The sequence below is a fragment of the Enterococcus sp. DIV1094 genome (assembly GCF_017316305.2).
Classification (GTDB): Bacteria; Bacillota; Bacilli; order Lactobacillales; family Enterococcaceae; genus Enterococcus_B; species Enterococcus_B mangumiae.
The window spans coordinates 3146377-3170791 of record NZ_CP147250.1 but is presented as its reverse complement, the minus strand read 5'-3'; the positions used below and the strand labels follow the sequence as shown (position 1 = coordinate 3170791).

Below are 24415 nucleotides of genomic sequence, written 5' to 3'. Positions count from 1 at the left end.
CTATAATGAAAATAAGGATAGAAAGAAGAAAGGAGCAAGAAGTATGGGGCTGTTTAAAAAACGTTTCAACAAGCAGCAACAAGCAATAAAGACTTCCTCTTCGATGGTGGAAGAGAGGAACAAAGAAGAAACAGATGAAATGATAGCGGTTCCTGCATATATTGATGTTTCGCCAGCAGATATTGAACGTGTCAGCGTGATAGCTGCAAGTTTAGCAGCGGAACATTATCCAGCAAGTCGCTTTGTCATAAAAAAAATTAAGCAACGAAATCCAGAAATGGTCTTGGTTTCGCTAATTGCTGCGGCTGTGGGAGCAGAAGCTCATCCTCATAGTCAATTCGTGATACGAAAAATAACCAAAAAATAAATTATTTTGGAGGAGAAAAAATGTTGCGGAAGTTCAAAATCTCAATTGATGGAAAAGAATATTTAGTGGAAATGGAAGAAATCGGAGAAGGCACACAAACACGTCCAGTTCCTATGGTTGAACGTGCCACTCCAGTTGAAACCGTAGTGCCGACGAAGGAATCACCTAAAGAACCGGAAGTGAAATCCTCAGTTGCAGCCGGAGCGGATGCGATGGCTTCCCCGATGCCGGGAACGATTTCTCGCGTACTAGTTTCAATCGGTGAGGTGGTAGAAGTCAATCAACCGTTGATGATCTTAGAAGCAATGAAAATGGAAAATGAGATCGTTGCTGGTAAAGCCGGCAAAGTGACTGGTATCCATATTGGGCAAGGTGAGATGGTGAATCCTGGTGATCCACTTATCACGATCAGTTAAGAAAGTATCGTTTAAAAGCAGAGTGGCTCACTCTAGATTAGGTAAAGGAAGTGACATGTGTGGAAACACTTATTGAAGGAGTTATTGGAATGGGGCAAGAGCCGGGTCGGATCGTGATGATGTTGATTGGCGGCGTCCTCATGTATCTTGGGATCAAAAAAGAATATGAACCGACGTTGCTTGTTCCAATGGGGTTAGGTACGATTTTAGTCAATTTTCCCAATTCAGGGGTTCTAAGTGCTGGTGGCGAGGCAGGAGCATTCCAAATATTGTTTGATATGGGAATCACAACGGAGCTGTTTCCACTTTTATTATTCATCGGGATCGGTGCGATGATCGATTTTGGCCCATTGTTACAAAATCCGTTTTTATTACTCTTTGGAGCGGCTGCCCAGTTTGGGATTTTCTTTACGATCATTGTAGCCATCCTATTAGGATTTGATATGAATGATGCGGCTTCCATCGGGATCATCGGAGCAGCAGATGGGCCAACATCCATTTTTGTCGCGAATACGTTGAACTCCAAATATATGGGGGCCATCATGGTGGCTGCCTATTCGTATATGGCGTTAGTACCGATCATCCAGCCGGTAGCGATCAAAGCTGTAACAACAAGAAAAGAACGGCAGATCCGCATGACTTATCGGGCAGGAGAAGTATCGCAAACAGCAAAAATCCTGTTTCCCTTAGTGATCTCGGTCGTCGCCGGTTTGATTGCACCTGTTTCTTTGCCATTAGTCGGTTTTTTGATGTTTGGTAATTTGTTACGGGAGTGTGGAGTATTGGAACGTCTGTCGATCACTGCCCAAAACGAGTTGGTGAATCTTATCAGTATTTTATTGGGGATATCCATTTCGGTCAAAATGCAGTATGAAGAATTTTTACAGATTGATACCTTGATGGTCATTGGGTTAGGGCTAGTTGCTTTTATTATGGATTCGATCGGTGGCGTGTTGTTTGCGAAACTATTGAATTTATTCCGAAAAGAGAAAATCAATCAAATGATCGGAGCAGCAGGAATCTCAGCATTTCCAATGTCTAGTCGGGTCATACAGAAAATGGCGACAGAAGAAGATCCACAGAACTTCATCTTGATGCACGCCGCTGGGGCCAATGTGTCTGGTCAGATTGCTTCAGTGATTGCCGGTGGCTTATTGCTCGCCTTGTTGGTCTAAGAAAGGAGAAAGACAATGTCTGCAGAATTAATCAAATCGCTTGAACTACTAGTTTTAGGATGGGGTGGGGTTTTCGTTGTTATCTTGATCATCTATTTCGCTTCGATGCTCTTGAGCCGGTTGTTTCCAGTACGAAAATAAAAGAAGGGTTTGATCATGTATAAAATAAAACGATTATGGTTGGAAAAAGATCAGCATGCATATCAGCAATGGCTCGCACTAGTTACACAAGCGGATCTTGCCATCGATGAAAAAGTTGACTATACAGTCGGGATCTATAAAGAAGAACAACTGATCGCAACCGGTTCGTATGAAAGAAATATCTTGAAATATTTGGTTGTGGAGAAAACATATCAATCAGAAAATCTATTAACAAAAATCGTTCAGGAATTGATCGATCATTTGTCTGAAGAAAATCGGAGACATTTCTTTGTCTACACTAGCCCAGGTAATCAAACATTTTTTCGAGCGCTGGGATTGAAAGAAATCATTGCCACAGCAACCATTTTGTTTATGGAATATGGGACACCGGATTTTCATGACTATCTTGGCATGTTGAAGAAAAAAAAGAAGGAAGGAACAGGATGTGGGATTGTGATGAATGCGAATCCTTTTACAAAAGGTCACCAATACTTGGTTGAATGTGCATCAAAAAAAGCAGATCAAGTCTATCTTTTCGTCTTATCAGAAGATCGCTCAGAATTTTCCTTTGACGACCGCTTGGAGATGGTCAAGCAAGGGGTGGCACATTTAACTAATGTGACGATCTTACCAACAGAAGATTATCTGATTTCTTCCGCCACATTTCCTGCATATTTTTTAAAAGACCATGCCACAGAAAAAGCAACAATCGCGCAAGCTACGCTAGACGCACAGCTTTTTAAAGAAAAAATTGCACCAATATTAGCAATCGAAAGCCGACTTGTCGGTGAAGAACCTTATTCTAAGGTGACAGAAATCTATAACGAAACCTTAAAGAAGGTGTTTGGAGAATCACTTTCCCTGATCATTATCCCGAGAAAACGCATAAAAAATGAAGCAATCAGCGCAACAAAAATCCGACGCGCTTTAAAAGAAGCGGATGATGAGACATTACAAGTATATTTGCCCGCTTCAACTTATAACTATATCAAGAACCATATACAACAGAGGTGATTAAACATGGAAATATACCAAAGTGCAGTTGCTGGCACGATTGAATCAAGCGATATCATGATCACGATCGATCCAAAGGAAGATAAAGGGATTGAACTTTCTTTGACAAGCAGTGTCGAAAAACAATTTGGCCAACAAATCAGAAAAGTCATTATGGATACGTTGCAAGATTTAGGTATCGAAAGAGTGAAGGTGACGGCTACCGATAAAGGCGCACTTGATTGCACGATTCGTGCCAGAACCGTGGCAGCCGTTTATCGCGCAGCAAAACAAGAGCGTTATGATTGGAAGGAGATCGGTTCATGGAACGTTTAAGGAGAACGATGATGTTTGTCCCGGGTGCAAATGCAGCCATGCTTAGAGATGCCCCATTGTATGGTGCAGATTCCATCATGTTTGATTTAGAAGATGCTGTATCTTTGAAAGAAAAGGATTCGGCACGTTTGCTCGTTTATTTTGCATTAAAAACATTTGATTACAACAAAGTAGAAACAGTCGTTCGAATCAATCCATTGTCTGCTGGAGGCGATCAAGACATTGAAGCAATGATTTTGGCTGGAATCAATGTGATTCGACTCCCGAAAACAGAAACAGCGCAAGATATCGTCGATGTTGATCAAGTCATTACTGCGGTCGAAGAAGCGAATCAAATGCCAGTTGGGACGACAAAAATGATGGCCGCGATCGAGTCCGCAGAAGGTGTGTTGAATGCTAGAGAGATCGCTCATGCCTCTAGTCGTTTAGTGGGGATCGCATTAGGGGCAGAAGATTATGTCACCAATATGAAAACGCAACGATATCCCGATGGACAAGAACTATTTTTTGCTCGTAATATGATTCTTCATTCAGCGAGAGCTGCTGGTATTGCGGCGATCGATACAGTCTATTCCGATGTAGAAAATGTTGAAGGGTTTCAAAAAGAAGTGAGTCTGATCAAACAATTGGGCTTTGATGGGAAGTCAGTGATCAATCCGCGTCAGATTCCTTTCGTCCATGCGATGTATGAACCAACAGAAAAAGAAATCCAAGCGGCCAAAGAAGTGATCTGGGGCATTCAAGAAGCGGAAGCAAAAGGCTCAGGTGTGATTTCTGTCAATGGCAAGATGGTCGATAAACCGATCGTTGAGCGAGCGGAAAGAGTGATTGCTCTCGCAAAAGCAGCAAAATTGATCAGAGAGGAGCAAATCTAAGGATGGTTGTAAATAAAGTTGGCAAAGAGATTCCACAAACAGTAGCGGAAAATCATCTTCTATACGAAGGTGAGTTAACGCATGTTGAAACATACAAAGAAGCCAGTCGGAAAATCAAACCTGTATTGCCAAATGAGAAAAAAATCGTTGGGAGTCTCAAGGAAGCCATTGAAAAAACTGGTTTGAAAGATGGCATGACGATTTCTTTTCATCATCATTTCCGTGAAGGGGACTTTGTGTTAAATATGGTTATGGAAGAAATCGCACAGATGGGGATCAAAGACCTTACGATTGCACCAAGCTCAATAGCCAATGTCCATGAACCCTTGATCGAGCATATCAAAAATGGGGTAGTAACTGGTATTACCACAAGTGGCTTACGGGACAAAGTAGGGGCTGCCATTTCAGAAGGTGTGATGGAAAAACCAGTAGTCATTCGTTCACATGGCGGAAGAGCGCGAGCTATTGCAACAGGTGATCTGCCTATCGATGTCGCTTTTTTAGGCGCTCCAAGTTCTGATGAATACGGAAATGCGAATGGAACTGCTGGAAAAGCCACTTGTGGCTCATTAGGCTATGCCATGATCGATGCAAAATATGCAGATCAAGTCGTCATCCTCACAGATACTTTGGTGGATTTTCCCAATACGCCTATCAGTATTGCGCAGACGGATGTCGATTATGTCGTGAAAGTTGAAGCAATAGGTGACCCTGAAGGGATTGCGAAAGGGGCGACCCGCTTTACCAAAAATCCGAAAGAACTGTTGATCGCGGAATATGCTGCAAAAGTCATCACTCACTCGCCGTATTATCAGCAAGGCTTCTCTTTCCAAACTGGCACAGGTGGCGCTGCACTGGCAGTGACTCGCTTTTTGCGAGAAGCAATGCTCAAAGATCAAATGACCGCTAGTTTTGTATTAGGTGGAATTACAAATGCAATGGCAGAATTATTGGAGGAAGGGCTAGTTGAAAAAATCATTGATGTCCAAGATTTCGATCATTTATCCGCCATTTCTTTAGGAGAAAATAGCAAGCACTATGAAATCGATGCGAGTATGTATGCTTCACCGGCAAGTAAAGGCGCAATGGTGAATCAGCTAGATACAGCAATCTTGTCTGCCTTGGAGATCGATACAGATTACAACGTCAATGTGATGACCGGCTCAGATGGTGTGATTCGCGGTGCGGTGGGTGGTCATCCAGATACAAGCAAAGGCTGCAAAATGAGTCTGGTGATCACCCCGCTGATTCGTGGACGAATACCGACTGTCGTGGATCATGTCAATACAGTTGTGACTCCCGGAACGAGCATCGATGTACTCGTCACAGAAGTAGGGATCGCAATCAATCCTAAACGCCAAGATCTGATTGACTATTTCAAGGAAGTAGATATTCCTAAGTATACGATTGACGAACTGAAACAAAAAGCATACGACATCGTTGGAGAACCATCACCGATCCAGTATGGCGAAAAAGTCGTTGCTTTAGTTGAGTATCGTGATGGTACCTTGATCGACGTGGTCAGAAATGTTTAGCATGTTATTTGACGGCCCAACAGTAACGCATGAAGAAATTCTTCATGCAAAAGAAGTACGGGCGAATATCCAAAAAAAATTTATTAAAAGCAAATCCACAAGCGGTATTGCTTTCAGCAACCATGAATATACCGGGGCCTGTCAAAACGTCAGAAGAAATCGCACAAGTATTTCATGTGATGATCGATGCTGTCGAAAAAAGTGTTTCAGAGGTCAGACCATTGGTTCATTTATATCGCAAGAAAAAAACGGGTTACGAGTATTTTTTAGTTCTTCCATTAGGAAAAGAGACACTAAAAAAACGCATGATCGAACTTGAAGAAACTTGTCTTTTTGGGCGACTCGTAGATCTAGACGTTCTTTTTTGGGAAGAAGGACAGCTTCAACCAGTCAGTCGTGACATGCTGGGTTATAAGCAACGGACGTGTTTCATTTGTTCCGAAGAAGCTAAAGTATGTAGCCGTCAACAGAAACATCCATTCCAAGAAATACGTAACCATATCCAACAACTCGTTGAGAAAGGAAGGGAGTAAATGGGGAAAAAAATCCAAATGATGGAAACTGTCTTGCGTGATGGTCAACAGAGTTTGATTGCTACAAGAATGACTACAGCAGACATGTTGCCGATTTTGACCACGCTAGATGAAGCAGGTTATCATTCATTAGAGATGTGGGGAGGTGCAACCTTTGATGCTTGCTTACGTTACTTGAATGAAGACCCTTGGGAACGCTTGCGTCTGATTCGCTCACAAGTAAAAAATACAAAACTGCAAATGTTACTGCGTGGACAAAATCTACTTGGCTATAAAAATTACGCAGATGATGTAGTAAGAGAATTTGTCGAAAAATCGATCGAAAATGGGATCGACATTATTCGTGTTTTTGACGCATTGAATGATGTCCGTAATTTACAAACATCGATCGTGACAGCCAAAGAAGCTGGTGGACATTGCCAAACAGCCATTTCTTACACGACCAGTGAGATCCACACAATCGATTATTTTGTTAAATTAGCAAAAGAAATGGCTGCTACAGGTGCCGATTCTTTATGTATCAAAGATATGGCAGGAGTACTAACACCACAAACAGGGTATGAATTGATCAGTCGGATCAAGGATGCTGTCCCATTACCTTTAGAAGTCCATACGCACGCCACAAGTGGTATCGCCGAAATGACGTATTTAAAAGTGGTAGAAGCAGGAGCAGATATCATCGATACAGCGATCTCTTCTTTTGCCGGTGGCACGAGCCAACCTGCAACGGAATCAATGGCTTTGGTCCTTGCAGAGATGGGCTATGATACAGGATTAGACATGAAAAAGATCACAGAAATAGCAGAATACTTTAATCCGCTAAGAGATCGTTTTCGAAACGAAGGGATGTTAAATCCCAAAGTAAAGGATATCGAACCCAAAACGTTGATTTACCAAGTCCCTGGAGGTATGTTATCGAATCTTTTGAGCCAACTAACCGAACAAGGACTACAAGATAAATATGAGGAAGTATTAGCAGAAGTACCAAAAGTTCGATCAGATCTTGGGTTTCCACCACTTGTCACCCCATTATCTCAAATGGTAGGAACACAGGCCTTGATGAATGTGATTTCTGGTGACCGCTACAAGCTCGTCCCAACTGAAATCAAAGAATACGTCCGTGGACTATATGGCCGTCCGCCAGCACCGATTGCTGAAGAGATCAAACAAAAAATCATCGGAGAAGACGAAGTACTCACTGTACGACCCGCCGATTTATTGGCACCACAATTGCCTCAATTCGAAAAAGAAATCAGCGACTATGCAAAATCAACAGAAGATCTTTTGAGTTATGCGTTATTCCCTCAGCAAGCCAAAGATTTCTTAGGACGTCGCGAAGATCGGTTTTATGACGTACCACTGCAAACGGTTGAAGTGATGATCGACATCGATTGATGACAATACAAGTATTTAAGTTTTAAAGGTTGCTAAGAGATAGTAAAAATAAAGGTGATTATTTGTCACTTGAGAGATGTTGACTAGATCAAATTTCCAACCATGTGTTTAGATAACAATGGCTGAATCGTCCGTGCTATGCTATAATAAAGATGAAAAAAGGAACTGCGTCAACAGTTCCTTTTGACAGCACCGCTAAAGACGGTGGCAAAGCTTTAACTTATTTCAGTAGAAATAGTCGTCCTCCGCTAAAGTGACGGCTATTTCGTTTTGTCGTTTTTAAGCAGTTCCACAACCAAACTGATCAAAGCAATGGTAAACATACCGAAAGCTACGATCGTTTGAATTGTCTCATATGCAGACAAAAGGTTTCTCCTTTCATAGATTTCTGTACTTATTTCCATAAGCACCACCACCTTCCAGAAGTCACCACCGTCATTAAACTTTACTGTCAAAAAAAGTATAGCACAATGCCCTAGTTAGAGTCCTTGAACTTTAGATAATAACTAGGGCTTTTTTATGAGATTCAGTTATTTAGATGGAATATCGAAATAGCTAGTTGTGCTATAACAGACGATCAAATCAAGTCAAAATGCTTCAATGCGTGAACGATTCCGCCCTCAGTATTTTTCTTTGTAATGAACGTGGCAATTTCTTTCAACTCATCATACGCATTGCCCATTGCGATTTTATGATCACAAGCTTGAAGCAAAGCGAAGTCATTAGGGCCATCACCAAAACCAAAAGTTGGAATGTTTTCTAAGTTTAAGGTTTCTTTCAATCGTTTGACACCAGCACCTTTTGAAATACCTTTTTTAACTGTATCGATCGAATACGGACTATTGCGGTAAAAAGTCAATTCTGGAAAATGTTCATGATAGTATTCGTCGCCTGATTCTGAAAGGATCAACAACATATTGATCGGATGATCTTGAAAAGCCGAAGGATCGATCGGCGGGACATCTGAATGGATAAAGCCATAAGCTTTTCTCATAGTCTCCGTGTGATGTGTACTCCAAATATTATCTCGGTTATAAAAACAAAGTGCATGGCCTTGCTCTTCGATATGGTCACGCATTTTTTGACATTCTTCCTTAGAAAAACGAACAGAATAGATTTCTTCTCCCTCAACACTGATACACGATCCGTTCATTGTTGCAGCAGAGGTGATACCCGCATCACGCATGATTTGTCTGATTTCCATTTCTGTACGTCCTGTAGCGATAACAGGAAGGATATCATTGTCTTTTAGCGCTTGAATGGCTGCGGCGATCTCAGGAGTGATTTTAGAATTTCCATCTAGTAAAGTCCCATCGAGATCAAAAAATGTGATTGCTTTATAGTTTGTCACAAATAAAACTCCTTTTTCAATTGAATACCCTTATCTTATCAAAGAATGAACAAAAGACAAACGTTTCGTGAAGAATTACTGAACTTATTGGTTCAACAAAGATTTTAGAGTATACTATAGACAGAGATTGGGGAGTGAAATAATGATTTTTTTAACAGTAGGTGCCTTTTTAACCTTAATAGGTCTCTTATTTTTGATTTTACCTTCTAAAGGTAACTTGCCTTTATACGGTTATCATTCAGAACGTGCTGCTAAATCTGACGCACATTGGCAGATCGCCCAACGAACGAGCGGAAAATATTTCTTTCTTTTTGGTTTATTGATGACTCTGATCGGGTACTGGTTGAAAGCGACAGGCCATACAAATTTTTTCATTATTGAAATGTTGGTCTTAGTTTTTCCAATCATGCCGATTTTTATATTAACAGAAAAGAAATTACAAACTTACGATTTGGAAAATGGAGGAGACGAGCATGAACATTTTAATGATTGAAGATAATCAATCCGTATCTGAAATGATGCAGATGTTTTTTTTGAATGAAGGTTGGGAAGCAACCTTTAAATATGATGGAAAAGAAGGATTAGATGCGTTTTTAGAAAATCCACAGCACTGGGATATGGTCACGTTAGATCTGAATCTACCGACAATGGATGGCATGATGGTTGGACGAGAAATCCGCAAAGTATCTAGTACTGTACCGATCATTATGTTGACTGCCCGTGATTCTGAAAGTGATCAAGTGATCGGTTTAGAAATGGGGGCAGATGATTACGTCACGAAACCTTTTAGCCCATTAACATTGATTGCCCGTATGAAGGCCTTACACCGCCGCAGTGAGTTAGTGGAAACGAAAGAAGAAAGTACCTTATCTGATCAACACTTTGATATCCAAACCGATCATTTCAAAATGAATACGAAAACACGTGAAGCTTATTTGAACAACAAGCCGATCGATGGTTTGACACCTAAAGAATTCGATCTTTTATTTACATTAGCAAAAAAACCAAGACAAGTTTTTTCAAGAGAACAGTTATTGGAACTAGTTTGGGATTACCAATACTTTGGGGATGAACGAACTGTCGATGCACATATCAAAAAACTGCGTCAAAAAATTGAGAAAGTAGGCCCACAAGTGATCCAAACAGTCTGGGGCGTAGGCTATAAATTTGATGATTCAGGTGTTGCCTGATGCGTTATTTATATCAACAACTACTTGCCTTTTGTGGGATGATCGCCATGATCATCTTGATCGTCGGCATTTCTTTTACCCAATTGACGAAGCAGACGATCGAAGAAAATAATTACCAACAACTCTTTGGCTATGCTGAATCAGTGGAAAAAACGACGCAAACTTTTGCAGATACGTTTTCTCAATTCAATCAAGATCAGGCATTCCAAAATGCCTTGGAATTGACCGAACAAGTGTTGACGGAACAAAATGTCAACTTTATCTTTATTGATAAGTATGAGCGTGTCATCTATCCAACCGCTGGCGTTTACTTAAATTTTACGATCACCGCCAATCAATGGGAAAGCTTGAAAAATGGCCGACAAGTCAAGTTCACCTCCAATAAAAATATTGCAGGAGAAAATCAAGCCACCTCATATGCGTTGGTTCCTTTTAACTTGAACCATGAATTTTATGGAGGACTGGTCGTCAGCCAACCTGCAAGAAACATCGATAATAGTGTGCGCTCAGTGACCTTGAATCTATTTAAAGGGTTCATTTTCTCAAGTATTATTGCCATCATTGCCAGCTATGCGTTTGCTGCGTTCCAAGTGAAACGGATCAATCGATTGAGAAATGCCACCAAAGAGGTGACAAACGGCAATTTTGATGTGCAGTTACCAGTCAACGACAAAGATGAATTTGATGAGTTAGCAGACGATTTCAATAAGATGACGAATTCCCTGAAAGAGTCACGTGCAGAAATCGAAGAACAAGAAAATCGTCGCCGGCAATTCATGGCAGATGCGTCTCATGAGATGCGGACGCCATTAACAACGATCAATGGCTTGTTGGAAGGTTTAGAGTATAATGCCATCCCAGAAAATCAACGAGACAATGCTATCAAGTTGATGAAGAACGAGACCGAACGTCTTATTCGTTTAGTCAATGAGAATCTAGATTATGAAAAAATCAGAACGAATCAAATCAGTATGGTCATCAAGAAATTTGATGGCACAGAAACTTTGAAAAATATCGTTGCCCAATTGGAATCAAAAGCAGAAGCTGCGGGCAACCAATTGATTTTAGAAGCACCAGAGCAATTAGATGTATATGCTGATTATGATCGTTTTGTGCAAATCATGGTCAACATTATCCAAAATGCGATCCAATTCACTGAAAATGGAACGATCACGGTCACTTTAGAAAAAGGGTATCTTGAAACGATCATCAAAGTGACTGATACAGGGATCGGCATGTCAGAACAACAAATGAAAAGTATATGGGATCGCTATTACAAAGTCGATCCATCTAGAAAAAATACCAAATACGGTGAGTCTGGGTTAGGCTTACCAATCGTCCAACAATTAGTTCGACTGCATAAAGGAAAGCTTGATGTCACGAGCGAGTTAGGCAAAGGAACGACCTTTACTGTCAAACTACCAGATGTGGAGATCGAATAACTGAACAACAAAAAAACGCTAAGGCAAGAATCTTGCTTTAGCGTTTTTGCTTGAAAGAGAATCAAATTTTAACTTGCTTCTTTACAAAAGTTGACATATGGACTTTCCGCAATCGAGAGATCGTGTGTCAATAAAAGGATAGAAAAAGAAAACTCGTTGACTAGATCACATAAATGGACTAAGAGATCTTGGATTTCAGTAATCGAAAGATCATCGATAGGATCTTCAATGATCAAATTCGTTTTCTCAGCAAGGATCGCGTGCATAAGTTGTAATTTGATTTTTTCAAATGTATTTAATTCATCCACTGCTTTTTTTAAGCAAGAGGAGTCGATCATCAGCTTGCTTTGAATATCTTCCTGTTTGGACTTCTTTTGTTTTTCAGAGATATCTAAAAATACTTGTTCCTTTAAATTGAGGTAAGGGAAGAAGGGCCAGTTTTTTTGAACGATCATCACATCTGTACGTTCAGAAGTAAGGAGTTGCTCTTTTATCTCTGAAAAAATCAGTTGCTGCTCGGCTTTAGAACCAAGCAAAACAGTAAAACCGTTAAACGATATCAGTGAATCATGTGGGTTCATCAATGATCAGCTTCTTTCTTTTTAAAAGTCGATTTGAAATCATGAATAGACAGGTACTAAGCAATGTACTAATACTAACTAAACAGATGATCGTCTGCCCAATTCCTTTTAAGGTATCAGTTAAAAAGTTATCGCTAAAAAAATCAATCATAAAAAAAGTGTTTTGGTCAATCGAAATCGATAAACCATTTCCAGATGAAAAGACAGTTGGTAGATTTGGTAATTCGAAGAAATTCAACAAGGTCAAATTGATTTTTTGAAGTAATGTTTGATAGCCATTTTGAAAAGCAAAAACGAGCAAAAGAACAGCAAGACAACTCATGAGTAACGGAATCAACGATTGCCAAAAAATAAAGAAGAACATTTTTGGTTTTGATAGCCCTGCCAATCGCCAATTGATTATTTCCATACGATGCTTATAAAGTGAGTGTAAAAAGAAAAAAAAGAAACACAATGCAAACAGTGCCAGTATACAACTGATTACGATCAGATAGGCTTGTTGAAGCGTTTCTGAAGAAGGTAAATTCTCTTTGACATCAGAAGCATCAAACATCAAGACCCGATCTTGGATTTGTTTGTGTAAAGCTGTTTGTAAATTATATAAGTTAAAGCTGATCAGTAATAATAAAGCAGAAAAGCTTGAAAATAAAGTATACAAAAAAGTTTGTTTTTTGTAATAAAGTAACCGTGCCGTAGAATAACGGATCATATTCATACTTTTCACCTCAAGAATAGTATAAAAAATGAATATGAATAAAGTATGAAATTCATTTAGTGAAAAACCGAAATAAAGAAAGAAGGAGGCGAATCGTTGATTGAAATGACCATAAAATGAACAGAATGATCATCTTACCTGACAGGTTTAAGTAAATTACTTTTCGTTTGGACGATGCCCAATCAAACAAGCGTTTCTTACCAACAGTAGACATTATTTCACACAAAAAAAGCACTTGCAGAAAGAATATTCGCAAGTGCTTTTTTGAGTGATAACAAAGGTATTTGCAATCACGTGATTTCGTTAGTTGTTTTCTACTGAATCATCACTATCCGTCGGTTCTTCGGTATCAGGAACGCCATGAAGATCCTGGAACGTTTTTGATTCGTATAGATTTTGCGTTGTTTGATCATTGTTTTGACTAAAGACGCTTGTTGATTTATCGCCAAGTGCGCGTTCAGCATCATTTAGATGTTGCAAGCCATTCTTGTAATCAAACGTAGAAGTATCAAGTGGTTCTAAACCACTTTCTGTATAGAAACGAAGAAGATCCCCGTTGTTGATTTGGTCTGAAACTGCAAGTTGCTTGCTGACTGCTTCACGCAAAGCAGTGACTTCTGCTTGTTGTTCTTCTGTCATATCTGAAAGCAGTTCGCCAGTTTCTGTTAGATAAACCGCGCCACCGTAGTATGTGTACTTAGGTGAAACAAAATCAACATCACGGAACGCCACTAATTGATTGTTGTCTGGTGAGAACAGGTCTTGACCAAGTTGGATATAATTTTTTGAATCCACGCCTAACAAGTGAAGCAGTGTAGGTAAAGCATCAACTTGTCCACCATACGTATGATTGATCCCGCCTTTTGTTTGTCCTGGAAGATGGATCATGTATGGTACGCGTTGCATCGCTGCATTGTCAAAATTCGTCCAAGTTGAACTTGTTTTACCAACCAACTCAGCTAATGATCTGTTTCTTGAATTAGAAATACCATAATGGTCTCCATACAAGACGATCATTGAGTTTTCATACAAGCCACTTGCTTTTAAATAGTTAAAGAATTCTTCTACTGCTCGGTCTAAATAATTGGCTGTTGCAAAGTACCCATTGATTGTTTCATCATTTGTATTTGCTACTGGGAATCCAGCTTCCTCATTCGTGAATCTTGAATAAGGGAAGTGGTTGGATACAGCAATAAATTTAGAGTAGAACGGTTGTTGCATCCGTTCTAAGTATGGTACTGATTGTTCAAAGAATGGTTTATCATGTAAACCGTATTGGAATGAGTTGTCATCATTCACGTCGTAGTAAGACGCATCAAAGAAGTAATCATAACCAAAACTCTTATATGTTTCATTACGGTTCCAGAATGTACCAGCATTTCCGTGGAATACGGCACTTGTATAACCTTTTGTTTGTTTTAAAATGTTTGGTGCAGCTTCAAATGTATTTTTGCCGCCTAATTGAGTGAACAATGAACCTTGGTTCAAACCGAATAATGAGTTTTCCATCAATGTTTCGGCATCACTTGTTTTTCCTGCTTTTACTTGGTGGAAGAAGTTATCAAAACTAAATGTTTCATTACTATGGAACAAGCTGTTCAAGAAAGGTGTTACTTCATGTTCTACACCATTTTCGTCGGTCAATTTATAATCGATCACAAATTGTTGCAAGCTTTCCAAGTGGATATAGATAACATTTTTACCTTCAGCTAATCCGAATAGGTCTTGGTTTGGTTGCGCATAATGTTCTTTGACATACGTTGCTACTTCTTTCATGTCATTTGGACTTGCTTCTGCGCGTACTTGGTTCGTTTGGTAAGTTTGGATACCGTCATACACCATGAATGCGTTTAGTCCAAGATACTTAACTAAATAATCACGAGAGAAGGTACGTGTCAATAACTCTGGACGATCTGCTTCAGCTAAAAAGAGATTTCCTGAAAAGATCATGATCGCTAAAGTAGAAAAAGCAAACGCCATCCGAGCGCGGATCGGACGTTCATCCATTTTGATTTTTTTCGTTGCTAAAAGGGCAATTATCAGAACGATATCGATCCAATAAAGGACATCATAGGGACGGAACAACCGTATCGCACTTTCTCCTAAACCACTTGCAACTTTTCCTGCGCCTAAAATCGCGTTGATCGTAATAAAATCAGTGAACTCACGATAGTAGATGATGTTAGAAAATAAGAGCAAGGTCAACAAGAAATAGATGACAAGCATTGTGATATACGCTGCTTTCGTTCGTCTAACATATAAGGCAATCCCTAAAAGAAGGATAGTTGTTGCAATTGGGTTGATGAACAAGATGAAGTACTGAATCCCACTGTCAATTCCTAAATGAAACTCAAATAGATAAGTAGCAATTGTTTTGACCCATAACAAAACTGCTAGTAAAGAAAAAAATCCGAGCCTTTTATTTAAAAAAGCGGGTGTTTTTATTTTCAAATTAATCTTCCTTTCTGCACTCTTACATAAAAAAAGAGTGGCATGAAACATACTCACGACTCACATACTCCTCATCATTTTACTAGTAGACCAAAATAGTGTCAATTGAAAGTACAAATCAAGCTTAATAGATTAAGATTTTCTTTAATATCCTTCATTTTTAGATAAACATGCTTTTAGGATGAACCACTATGTACATGATCTTTTTCTAAGGGAAAGTAGGCTCAAGCCAAGGAATCACTAAGACAAGCAGGCTGTTTTTTGTTATACTAAAAGGGAGAATGAAAAAGCAGGTGAGCCAATGAAACTAACAATCAAAAAAAGAGCGGTCAAAAAATTTTTAAAAGGTTACCCATTGATCCAAGAAGAAGATCTAGTTCAAGTGAAACGAACAACAGAATGGGTTGAATTAGTTGATCAACAAGGTAAATTTATAGGAAAAGGCTATTTAGGGAAACAAAACAAAGGGATTGGCTGGATACTAAGTGATCAGGATGAACCATTTGATCAATCCTTTTTTGAACAAAAATTCCATACAGCCCGAGAAAAAAGAACAAGCTTTTTTAACGACGAGCAAACTACGGCTTTTCGCTTGTTCAATGGAGAAGGCGATGGTATCGGTGGCTTGATCATCGACTATTATGACGGGTTTGCTGTCTTTTCTTGGTACAATGAAACCTTATACTTGATTCGTGAAGTTTTACTAAACGCTTTTCAAGCTGCTTATCCTGAAATTGTAGGGGTTTACGAAAAAATTCGTTTTGAAACGACACGATTACCTGAGAGCCAGCATGTGACGGGGGAAGAAGCGCAAGAACCTTTACTCGTCCAAGAAAACGGAGTGACCTATGCCACTTATTTGAATGAAGGACTCATGACTGGGATTTTTCTTGACCAAAAAGAAGTCAGAGGAGCTTTGATCGATGGACTGGCATTAGGAAAATCGGTATTGAATATGTTTAGTTATACGGGCGCTTTTTCGGTGGCTGCTGCGATGGGCGGTGCAAGAGAAACGACAAGTGTCGATCTCGCGAAACGAAGCTTAAATAAGACACGCGAACAATTTGAGGTCAATGGTTTAACTTCTGATGCACAAAAAATCATCGTTATGGATGTCTTTGAATACTTTAAATACGCACAACGAAAAGGGTTTACTTATGACGTGATCATTTTAGATCCGCCAAGCTTTGCACGGAACAAGAAAAAAGTCTTTCGTGTGGCAAAAAATTATGGGGAATTAGTTAGAGATAGCTTGTCGATCTTAGCAGATGAAGGCGTCTTGATTGCCTCAACAAATGCAGCCAATGTATCGATCGATCAATTTCAAGCGATGATCGAAGACGAACTGATCTCTGCGGAGTATGATTATCAAATCAGCGGCGTGTATCGCTTACCTGATGATTTTCAAACCATTGATTCTTTCCCAGAAGGCAATTATTTAAAGGTATTCGTATATGAAATAAAAAAATAGAGAGGGCGTGAAGCAATGTTTCAAGTAAAAGGGGTAAGATTTGGTACCGGACGTCCAAAAGTATGTGCGCCCTTGACTGGCATGACTCGTGAGGATCTTTTAAGAGAAGCGATCCTAGCGAGAGAAGCAGGCGCGGATTTAGCAGAATGGCGACTTGATTGTTATCAAGAAGTCTTTGATCACGAACAATTAAAGGAAACATTAGTATTGATCTATGAGATGCTAGAAGGACTTCCTTTACTTTTGACCTTTCGCACCTTAGAAGAAGGTGGCGCACAAGACATCTCAATCAAAGACTACCACGATCTATATAAATTTCTGATCGATACAGAATTAGTGGATATGCTAGATATTGAGTTGTTCAAAATTGAAAGTATGGATAAAGATCTGCTTCATGATATCCATCGCCGGCAGATCCCACTGGTCATCAGTAGTCATGATTTCAAAGAAACCCCAGCAGATCCAGTTTTGCTGTATCGTTTGAATATGATGGAACATTTTGGTGCAAGTATTGGTAAGATTGCTGTGATGCCAAATAATGAACGAGATGTCCTACGTATGATGGAATTGACTCGTCGCGCCCATTCGTTTGTTTCGATGCCTTTAGTCACAATGTCGATGGGAGAACTCGGCATGGTCTCTCGACTTGCCGGCAACGTGACCGGTTCAGCCATCACATTTGGTGCGTTAGATGCGACACGTGCATCGGCACCTGGACAGTTACCAGTCAAACAATTAAAAAAAATCATTAGTTTACTCAATGAAAATTAAGCTAGACGAAGGTGAATATTTTGGCAAAAAAGAAACAAGTAAAAACCAATGCGATACGCATGGTCGAACAAAAAAAGATCGCTTATACAGAACATGAATACGCTTGGGATGAAGACCATATCAGTGCCTCATCCGTTGCAGATCAGTTGCCTGGAAGTGAAGACAGGATATTTAAAACATTAGTGGCAGTCGGCAATAACACAGGTCCAATCGTCGCTGTGATCCCTGGAAGCACCGAACTGGATTTAAAGAAACTAGCAAAAGCATCTGGCAATAAAAAAGTAGAAATGCTCCACCTGAAAGATTTAGAAAAAACAACTGGCTATATCCGAGGTGGTTGTTCACCAATTGGGATGAAAAAGTTATTTCCTACATTTATTGAAGAACAGGCAAGAGCGTATGATCAAATCATCATTTCTGCTGGAAAACGAGGACTGCAAATAGAGCTAGCTCCAGAAGCCATCGCCGAGTTGACCAATGCAACATTTGTTGATATCAAGAGTTAGAACTAAAAAAAGCAAAACAAATACGGAATGAGCGCCCTTGAAAGGCAAACGACACACGTTGCCTTTCAAAGATGACTGCATTCAAGTATTGTTTTGCTTTTTTAGTTATTACCACTGACTTTGCATCGCTGCATGCATCCCTGAAACTCGCCCAGTAGCAAAAGCTGCAGTAATATTAAAGCCGCCTGTATAGCCATTGACATCAAGTAACTCTCCGCCAAAGAACAAACCACTCAATCGTTTACTTTCCATTGTTTTCGGGTTGACCTCTTTTAAAGAGACACCGCCACCTGTCACAAAAGATTTCTCGATCGGAAATGTCTTGTGGATCAACATCTCGAAATTTTTACATAATGCAGCAAACTCCTGAATTTGTTTTTCCGTTGTTTGACTACCAGTCAACTCCGTCATTTCTAAACGCTCAAGATAAAACTGTAGCAGACGTTCAGGTAGAAAACCACGCCAAGCATTGGCTAGATTCTTTTTCGATTCTTTACTCAACTCTGTTAACTCTTGTACCAGTTCTTGCACAGACTTCGTCGGAAAACAATCTAAAGATACAGTGACAGGCACTTGTGTTTTTTGTAGTTCGTTGTTAATAAAACTCGAACATCGTAAAGCAGCAGGGCCAGAGATCCCAAAGTGGGTAAATAAAAGATCCATCGTATGTTCCGTGATCACTTTCCCTTTTGGATTCAAGACGCGCAATGTAATATCTTGTAAAGAAAGACCTTGTAACACTTTATCAGCAATAAAAGGCTCCTCAGAGATCAACGGAGATTCTGTTGCATAAAGGGGCGTGACAGTATGCCCCACTTTTTTGACCAACTTATACCCATCACCCGTTGCACCAGTCGAAGGATACGTTCGACCACCCGTCGTCAAAATGACACATTTTGCTTTAAATTCATCAAATTCCGTACGTACACCATAGATTTGATTCTCTTTATGGATCAACTTTTCAACACGTTCACCAAAAAACATCGTGACGTTCAATTCATTCAGACGATGAACTAATGCGTCAATGATCGTTTTCGATTTATTCGTCACCGGAAACATTCGTCCGTGATCTTCTTCTTTTAAATGAACCCCTTGTGATTCAAAGAATTCCATGATATCGAAATTGTTCCATTGAGAAAACGTACTATATAAGAATTTACCATTTCCAGGGATATGCGCAATCAAATCATCGACGGGGCGATTATTTGTGACATTACATCGACCGCCACCAGTCATCAATAATTTTTTGCCCGCTTTTTTATTTTTTTCGATCAACAGGACTTTCGCACCATACTCCGCCGCACTGATTGCAGCCATCATGCCACTTGTTCCTGCACCAACAACAATCACGTCATAAGTTTTTTCCATTTTCTCACCTCACAGAGAGTGTAGCATATTTGATGACGATTCGCAGAAAATGTTTTGACCTATGATTGAAATAAGCTAAAATAAAGTCAGAAGAATAAAGGAGCGTGAACCTATGTCAAATGCAAAAGAATATGTACAATCGATACAAGAAAAACTTCACCAAAAAGATGAAGGCCAAAGCGAGTTTTTACAAGCGGTCGATGAATTTATGCCCACGGTCATCCAATTTTTAGAAAAAAATCCAGAATATATTGAAAAAAATATTCTAGGGATATTAGTTGAACCAGAACGCGTGATCCAATTCCGTGTACCTTGGCAAGATGATCAAGGAAACTGGCAAGTGAATCGTGGTTATCGAATCCAATACAATTCAGCCATCGGACCATATAAAGGTGGCTTACGTTTTCATCCAAGTGTCAACTTGAGTATTTTAAAATTCTTAGCATTTGAACAAATTTTCAAAAACAGCCTAACTGGTCTGCCGATTGGCGGCGGTAAAGGCGGAAGTGACTTTGATCCAAAAGGAAAATCAGATAATGAAATCATGCGCTTTTGTCAAAGTTTCATGTTAGAACTAGCGAAGCATATCGGACCTTCAATCGACGTACCTGCTGGAGATATCGGCGTTGGTGCACGCGAAATCGGCTATCTGTATGGTGCCTATAAACGTTTGAAGCAATACGATGCCGGTGTGTTGACAGGGAAACCACTCGATTTCTGGGGAAGCAAGATTCGAACAGAAGCAACGGGTTACGGCTTGGTTTACTATGTAAAACATTTATTGAACGAAGAGCAAGATTCATTTGCGGGCAAAACCGTATTTGTCTCAGGTAGTGGAAATGTAGCAATCTATGCCATCGAAAAAGTCCATGAACTAGGTGGAAAAGTCGTTACATGTTCCGATTCAGGCGGATACATCTATGATCCAGAAGGCATTGATCTTGATCTGTTAAAAGAATTAAAAGAAGTCAAAAGAGCCCGTTTGACAGAATATGTCAAAGAACGCTCGTCAGCTGAATATCATGCAAATGAATCTGTTTGGACATTGAAGCAAGCCGCAGATATTGCTTTGCCTTGTGCCACACAAAACGAAATCAATGATGATTTGGCAGAGATCTTAGTAGAAAATGGTGTCAAGATCGTAGCCGAAGGCGCAAACATGCCGTCGACACTTGAAGCCGTTTCAGTTTTTGAAAAAGCAGACATCTGGTATTGTCCAGGAAAAGCTGCCAATGCAGGTGGAGTTGCTGTTTCTGCGCTAGAGATGAGTCAAAACTCCCAACGCCTTGTTTGGGAAAGCAGCCAAGTCGACACAGAACTAGATGACATCATGGCAACCATCTATCAAACTTGTCGTCAAACTGCCAAAGATTTTGGTAACGAAAAAAATCTCTTGCTAGGTGCCAATGTTGCTGGCTTTGAAAAAGTCGCAAAAGTAATGGCAATGCAAGGCTTAGTTTAAAAAAATGGAAGTTTCTTGTAAATATTAGAAGCTTCTCGTATATTTGCTTGAAAAATAAGCAAAAAAAACGTAAAGTATATCTGTAGATTGAAACTTTTAAGGAGGAACAAAAATGGCACACATTCATTTTGACTATTCTAAAGTTGCACCATTTGTCAATGAACATGAGTTAGGCTATATGCAGAGTCAAGTTACTGCTGCAGACAAATTATTACGAGAAGGAACAGGCGCAGGCAGCGACTACCTAGGATGGATCGACCTACCTACGAACTACGACAAAGAAGAATTTGATCGTATCAAAGCAGCTGCTAAGAAAATCCAATCTGATTCTGAAGTCCTTGTAGTCATCGGTATCGGTGGTTCTTATTTAGGCGCTCGTGCAGCAATCGATTTCCTACAACATACATTCTACAACTTGTTGGGAAGCGACAAACGCCAAACACCACAAATTTTCTTCGCTGGAAACTCAATCAGCTCAACTTATCTTGCTGATTTGATTGAAGTGATCGGCGATCGTGATTTCTCAGTAAATGTCATTTCAAAATCAGGAACAACGACTGAGCCAGCCATTGCATTCCGTGTATTCAAAGAATTACTTGTTAAAAAATATGGACAAGAAGAAGCAAACAAACGCATCTACGCAACAACAGACAAAGCAAAAGGCGCTGTTAAAGTAGAAGCCGACGCAGAAGGATGGGAAACATTTGTTATTCCTGATGATGTTGGTGGACGTTTCTCTGTATTGACAGCAGTTGGTTTACTACCAATCGCAGCAAGCGGAGCAGACATCGATGCCTTGATGCAAGGAGCCGCAGATGCAAGCAAAGCTTACTCAAGTGACAAACTTGAAGAAAACGAAGCTTACCAATATGCAGCAATGCGTAACATCCTTTACCGTAAAGGCAAAGTTACTGAATTATTGATCAACTACGAACCAGGAATGCAATACTTCTCTGAGTGGTGGAAACAATTATTCGGCGAATCAGAAGGAAAAGACCAAAAAGGAATCTATCCTTCAAGTGCAAACTTCTCAACAGACTTGCACTCACTAGGTCAATTTATCCAAGAAGGCCGCCGCAATATCTTTGAAACAATCGTCAAAGTTGAAAAACCACGTAAATCGATCACGATTCCTGAACAAGCAGAAGACTTGGATGGACTTGGTTATTTACAAGGAAAAGAAGTTGACTTTGTAAATACAAAAGCTTTTGAAGGAACATTATTAGCCCACACAGACGGCGACGTACCAAACCTATTAGTAAAAATCCCAGCAATGGATGCTTACACTTTAGGTTACACAATGTACTTCTTTGAAATTGCTGTCGGCATTTCTGGCTACATCAACGGAATCAACCCATTTGACCAACCAGGGGTAGAAGCTTATAAGAAAAACATGTTCGCCCTACTAGGTAAACCAGGGTTTGAAGATCTTGCTAAAGAGTTGAACGAACGCCTGTAGGATAGGGTTTTACGCTACTGATAAAAAATCAGTTCCCAAAACATGTTCGCTTTGAAATAAAATATGGTACCCATTCTGGTACCCAAAATGAAAGGATGGCTGATTTAGCCATCCTTTTTTGGTAGAGAAATAATTTGTCCGGAAACTTTACGTTGTTGATAAAAACATGTAAGCGCCATTTTATTATTGGTACTACAAATGGTACTACATGAAGAAAGACAGATGGACTACTAGACAAGATGCTTTTTTATCTTAATTGTGGACATTATTTCAGCTTCTTTTGTAATTTTATTCAGACAATTAAAAAATAGTAGATTGCTACACTTTTTTAGTTTGTAGTTTCAATAGTTTTTTCAAATACTCCATTAGCCATGACATCTTGCATAGTAATAGGTGATCCTGGATATAAAATGACTAAGCCGATAACTGCATCAACAGTAGCTCCTGATTTTACATTAGTGTCTCCCATTTTTACAAGGTCGGGTTTATAATCTTCTGCAAATAAACCGTTAGCACCATTCAAAATTTCTTCGGTTGTATCTGTTTCTTGAATTGCTCTGATTGAAGTTGCAAATGCAAACCACGGACTTTGGGCTTCATCTCCCTTATTAGTATATTCAATTTCCATAGCTAAAATCTTTTTATTGACATCATATTGACTTGTCAATTCTTCGGTATTTTTTATTACTATTTTTGATGAATCATCTTCAAAAGTTGTATCACTAGCGGTCCTAGTTTCTGTCTCATCAGAGGTAGAGCTACTTTCAAATATTATGTCTGAAGAACTTGAGTTATTGCTTGACGAGTTTGAATCATTATTATTGCATGCTCCTAAAGTAATACTTGAAATTAAAATAAATCCTAAGGTAACTATCTTTTTCATATATTCCTCCTAAATAATTCATTTACTTCCATTTTTGGCTGGAAGTACTGGCCGTAGTTAGATCAAGAAGCTGTATGAGCTTTTTTATGAAAGCCCATACATTTTCGTCAAATCTTCAACTTTTATTGTATAAAATCAGCATCTTCGTTGTATAGAGAAACAACCAGTTTTATAGCAAAACAATTAGCTTCATTTTCAGACTTACTTCGTGTCTTTCTGGTAGATAAATAATAATTAGGTAGATTCTAATAAAGAATAGCATGAGCTAGTTCATGAACACAAACCTAAAAAGTTCTTCCAAATCCATAATATGATCACTCAAAAATATAAAACAATGACTATAGTATTTCATGAAACTGCCCATTAGTATGCTCGAAAAATAACGTGATTTATTTGAATGTTTAATTTATCAAAAGATTAGTGATGTTATATTTATAATTAATATCCTACACTAGGTCAATAATGTTGAAGTAAGGATATCCTTTACACGTTGGATTTGCTCTGATGTGAGTATTTCCCCACCATACGACATATTGACGTTTGACTCTAGTAGTTTGTCCAGTTCAATTAAATCATTTATATCTGCCCAATCAGGCGCATGTAGGGTTCCAAGAAGATAGTCTGCGCTTACGTTAAAACAGTTAGCTAGGTGCTTTAAATGGTCATCTTTAATAGCACGTTGATCAGTTTCCCACATTCCTATAGTGCTAGGAGCGACAATCAGAGCTTTAGCTAAATCAGATTGGCTCATATTTTTTTGTTTTCTTAATTCAGCAATTCGTATTCCAATAGTCATTTTTTCACTCCTTGTCTATAAATAATATTACTATCACTTTAAGTGGAAGTATAGAAATAAATATATTTATTCACTAAAAGTGAAAAAATATTTTATTATAGTCTTTAAATCAATTTGAAATCGCACAGTGAGCGAAAAAGAAAAACACCTGCTATGTTTGTGGAAAATAAATAGTTTTATAAAAGGCCTTTAACATCGTTAAA

Annotated in this window: 26 protein-coding genes; 18 read left to right on the top strand and 8 right to left on the bottom strand. The window is 39.2% G+C overall.

What is annotated here, in order from left to right; all coding sequences use genetic code 11:
- The first annotated feature begins 43 nt into the window (after positions 1-43).
- Genes DOK79_RS15035 through DOK79_RS14990 form a run of 10 tightly spaced genes read left to right on the top strand, consistent with a single transcriptional unit; the run spans position 44 to position 7766 of the window.
- Entirely contained in the window at positions 44-367 is a 324-nt protein-coding gene (locus DOK79_RS15035) for a hypothetical protein (protein WP_206859123.1), read from the top strand.
- A 20-nt stretch (positions 368-387) separates the two neighbouring features.
- Positions 388-783, top strand: coding sequence for an acetyl-CoA carboxylase biotin carboxyl carrier protein subunit (locus DOK79_RS15030; RefSeq protein WP_206859121.1), 396 nt, complete (start codon positions 388-390; stop codon positions 781-783).
- Between the two features lie 59 nt (positions 784-842).
- The gene (locus DOK79_RS15025) at positions 843-1958 is read left to right on the top strand and encodes a sodium ion-translocating decarboxylase subunit beta (protein ID WP_206859119.1); all 1116 of its coding nucleotides are present in this window, start codon (positions 843-845) and stop codon (positions 1956-1958) included.
- 15 nt (positions 1959-1973) lie between these two features.
- Positions 1974-2099, top strand: coding sequence for an OadG-related small transporter subunit (locus DOK79_RS15020; protein WP_277989388.1), 126 nt, complete (start codon positions 1974-1976; stop codon positions 2097-2099).
- A 15-nt stretch (positions 2100-2114) separates the two neighbouring features.
- Positions 2115-3113 carry a [citrate (pro-3S)-lyase] ligase gene (gene citC, locus DOK79_RS15015; protein WP_206859116.1) on the top strand — a complete coding sequence of 333 codons (999 nt, stop codon included), beginning with the start codon at positions 2115-2117 and terminating at the stop codon, positions 3111-3113.
- Between the two features lie 6 nt (positions 3114-3119).
- On the top strand, positions 3120-3428 hold the full coding sequence (citD, locus tag DOK79_RS15010; protein ID WP_206859112.1) for a citrate lyase acyl carrier protein: 309 nt from the start codon (positions 3120-3122) through the stop codon (positions 3426-3428).
- A complete protein-coding gene (citE, locus tag DOK79_RS15005) occupies positions 3416-4303 on the top strand; it encodes a citrate (pro-3S)-lyase subunit beta (protein ID WP_206859105.1) in 888 nt (295 codons plus the stop codon). Before citD ends, citE begins: the two co-directional genes overlap by 13 nt.
- A gap of 2 nt (positions 4304-4305) precedes the next feature.
- Positions 4306-5838 (top strand): citrate lyase subunit alpha, encoded by a 1533-nt coding sequence (gene citF, locus DOK79_RS15000; RefSeq protein ID WP_206859103.1) that lies wholly within the window; start codon positions 4306-4308, stop codon positions 5836-5838.
- 44 nt (positions 5839-5882) lie between these two features.
- Entirely contained in the window at positions 5883-6371 is a 489-nt protein-coding gene (citX, locus tag DOK79_RS14995) for a citrate lyase holo-[acyl-carrier protein] synthase (protein WP_242543348.1), read from the top strand.
- On the top strand, positions 6372-7766 hold the full coding sequence (locus tag DOK79_RS14990) for an oxaloacetate decarboxylase subunit alpha (RefSeq protein WP_206859101.1): 1395 nt from the start codon (positions 6372-6374) through the stop codon (positions 7764-7766). It begins immediately after the preceding gene.
- Between the two features lie 260 nt (positions 7767-8026).
- On the opposite strand, the gene pepG1 is transcribed toward DOK79_RS14990, so the two are convergent.
- The gene (gene pepG1, locus DOK79_RS14985; RefSeq protein WP_206859099.1) at positions 8027-8170 is read right to left on the bottom strand and encodes a type I toxin-antitoxin system toxin PepG1; all 144 of its coding nucleotides are present in this window, start codon (positions 8168-8170) and stop codon (positions 8027-8029) included.
- Positions 8171-8343: 173 nt separating this feature from the next.
- Complete coding sequence (locus DOK79_RS14980; RefSeq protein WP_206859098.1) at positions 8344-9117, bottom strand: Cof-type HAD-IIB family hydrolase; 774 nt, start codon at positions 9115-9117, stop codon at positions 8344-8346.
- Between the two features lie 142 nt (positions 9118-9259).
- On the opposite strand from DOK79_RS14980, the gene DOK79_RS14975 reads away from it, so the two are divergent.
- From DOK79_RS14975 to DOK79_RS14965, 3 genes are read left to right on the top strand one after another with little or no spacing between them, the layout of a single operon-like run.
- Positions 9260-9610: an SdpI family protein gene (locus tag DOK79_RS14975; protein ID WP_206859096.1), complete on the top strand. Its 351-nt coding sequence runs from the start codon at positions 9260-9262 to the stop codon at positions 9608-9610.
- The gene (locus tag DOK79_RS14970; RefSeq protein WP_206859094.1) at positions 9591-10307 is read left to right on the top strand and encodes a response regulator transcription factor; all 717 of its coding nucleotides are present in this window, start codon (positions 9591-9593) and stop codon (positions 10305-10307) included. The genes DOK79_RS14975 and DOK79_RS14970 overlap by 20 nt, the downstream gene beginning before the upstream one ends.
- Positions 10307-11749: a sensor histidine kinase gene (locus DOK79_RS14965; RefSeq protein ID WP_206859092.1), complete on the top strand. Its 1443-nt coding sequence runs from the start codon at positions 10307-10309 to the stop codon at positions 11747-11749. Before DOK79_RS14970 ends, DOK79_RS14965 begins: the two co-directional genes overlap by 1 nt.
- A gap of 68 nt (positions 11750-11817) precedes the next feature.
- Here the strand turns inward: DOK79_RS14965 and DOK79_RS14960 are convergent, their stop codons facing one another.
- From DOK79_RS14960 to DOK79_RS14950, 3 genes are all read right to left on the bottom strand, one after another.
- Complete coding sequence (locus DOK79_RS14960) at positions 11818-12330, bottom strand: hypothetical protein (RefSeq protein WP_206859091.1); 513 nt, start codon at positions 12328-12330, stop codon at positions 11818-11820.
- On the bottom strand, positions 12317-13045 hold the full coding sequence (locus tag DOK79_RS14955) for a hypothetical protein (RefSeq protein WP_206859089.1): 729 nt from the start codon (positions 13043-13045) through the stop codon (positions 12317-12319). Before DOK79_RS14955 ends, DOK79_RS14960 begins: the two co-directional genes overlap by 14 nt.
- A gap of 303 nt (positions 13046-13348) precedes the next feature.
- Complete coding sequence (locus DOK79_RS14950) at positions 13349-15496, bottom strand: LTA synthase family protein (protein WP_206859088.1); 2148 nt, start codon at positions 15494-15496, stop codon at positions 13349-13351.
- 301 nt (positions 15497-15797) lie between these two features.
- On the opposite strand from DOK79_RS14950, the gene DOK79_RS14945 reads away from it, so the two are divergent.
- Genes DOK79_RS14945 through ybaK form a run of 3 tightly spaced genes read left to right on the top strand, consistent with a single transcriptional unit; the run spans position 15798 to position 18244 of the window.
- On the top strand, positions 15798-16967 hold the full coding sequence (locus DOK79_RS14945) for a class I SAM-dependent rRNA methyltransferase (protein ID WP_206859087.1): 1170 nt from the start codon (positions 15798-15800) through the stop codon (positions 16965-16967).
- A 15-nt stretch (positions 16968-16982) separates the two neighbouring features.
- Positions 16983-17738, top strand: a complete 756-nt coding sequence (gene aroD, locus DOK79_RS14940; protein WP_206859086.1) for a type I 3-dehydroquinate dehydratase — start codon at positions 16983-16985, stop codon at positions 17736-17738.
- Positions 17739-17758: 20 nt separating this feature from the next.
- On the top strand, positions 17759-18244 hold the full coding sequence (gene ybaK / locus DOK79_RS14935; protein ID WP_206859085.1) for a Cys-tRNA(Pro) deacylase: 486 nt from the start codon (positions 17759-17761) through the stop codon (positions 18242-18244).
- A gap of 108 nt (positions 18245-18352) precedes the next feature.
- Here the strand turns inward: ybaK and DOK79_RS14930 are convergent, their stop codons facing one another.
- Positions 18353-19612: an NAD(P)/FAD-dependent oxidoreductase gene (locus DOK79_RS14930; RefSeq protein ID WP_206859080.1), complete on the bottom strand. Its 1260-nt coding sequence runs from the start codon at positions 19610-19612 to the stop codon at positions 18353-18355.
- Between the two features lie 112 nt (positions 19613-19724).
- On the opposite strand from DOK79_RS14930, the gene gdhA reads away from it, so the two are divergent.
- Together gdhA and DOK79_RS14920 are read left to right on the top strand one after the other, a co-directional pair.
- Positions 19725-21074, top strand: a complete 1350-nt coding sequence (gdhA, locus tag DOK79_RS14925; protein ID WP_206859078.1) for an NADP-specific glutamate dehydrogenase — start codon at positions 19725-19727, stop codon at positions 21072-21074.
- A 112-nt stretch (positions 21075-21186) separates the two neighbouring features.
- Positions 21187-22533, top strand: coding sequence for a glucose-6-phosphate isomerase (locus DOK79_RS14920; protein WP_206859076.1), 1347 nt, complete (start codon positions 21187-21189; stop codon positions 22531-22533).
- Between the two features lie 328 nt (positions 22534-22861).
- On the opposite strand, the gene DOK79_RS14915 is transcribed toward DOK79_RS14920, so the two are convergent.
- A complete protein-coding gene (locus DOK79_RS14915) occupies positions 22862-23416 on the bottom strand; it encodes a DUF5067 domain-containing protein (RefSeq protein ID WP_206859074.1) in 555 nt (184 codons plus the stop codon).
- 451 nt (positions 23417-23867) lie between these two features.
- On the bottom strand, positions 23868-24212 hold the full coding sequence (locus DOK79_RS14910) for a helix-turn-helix domain-containing protein (protein WP_206859072.1): 345 nt from the start codon (positions 24210-24212) through the stop codon (positions 23868-23870).
- Between the last annotated feature and the right edge of the window lie 203 nt (positions 24213-24415).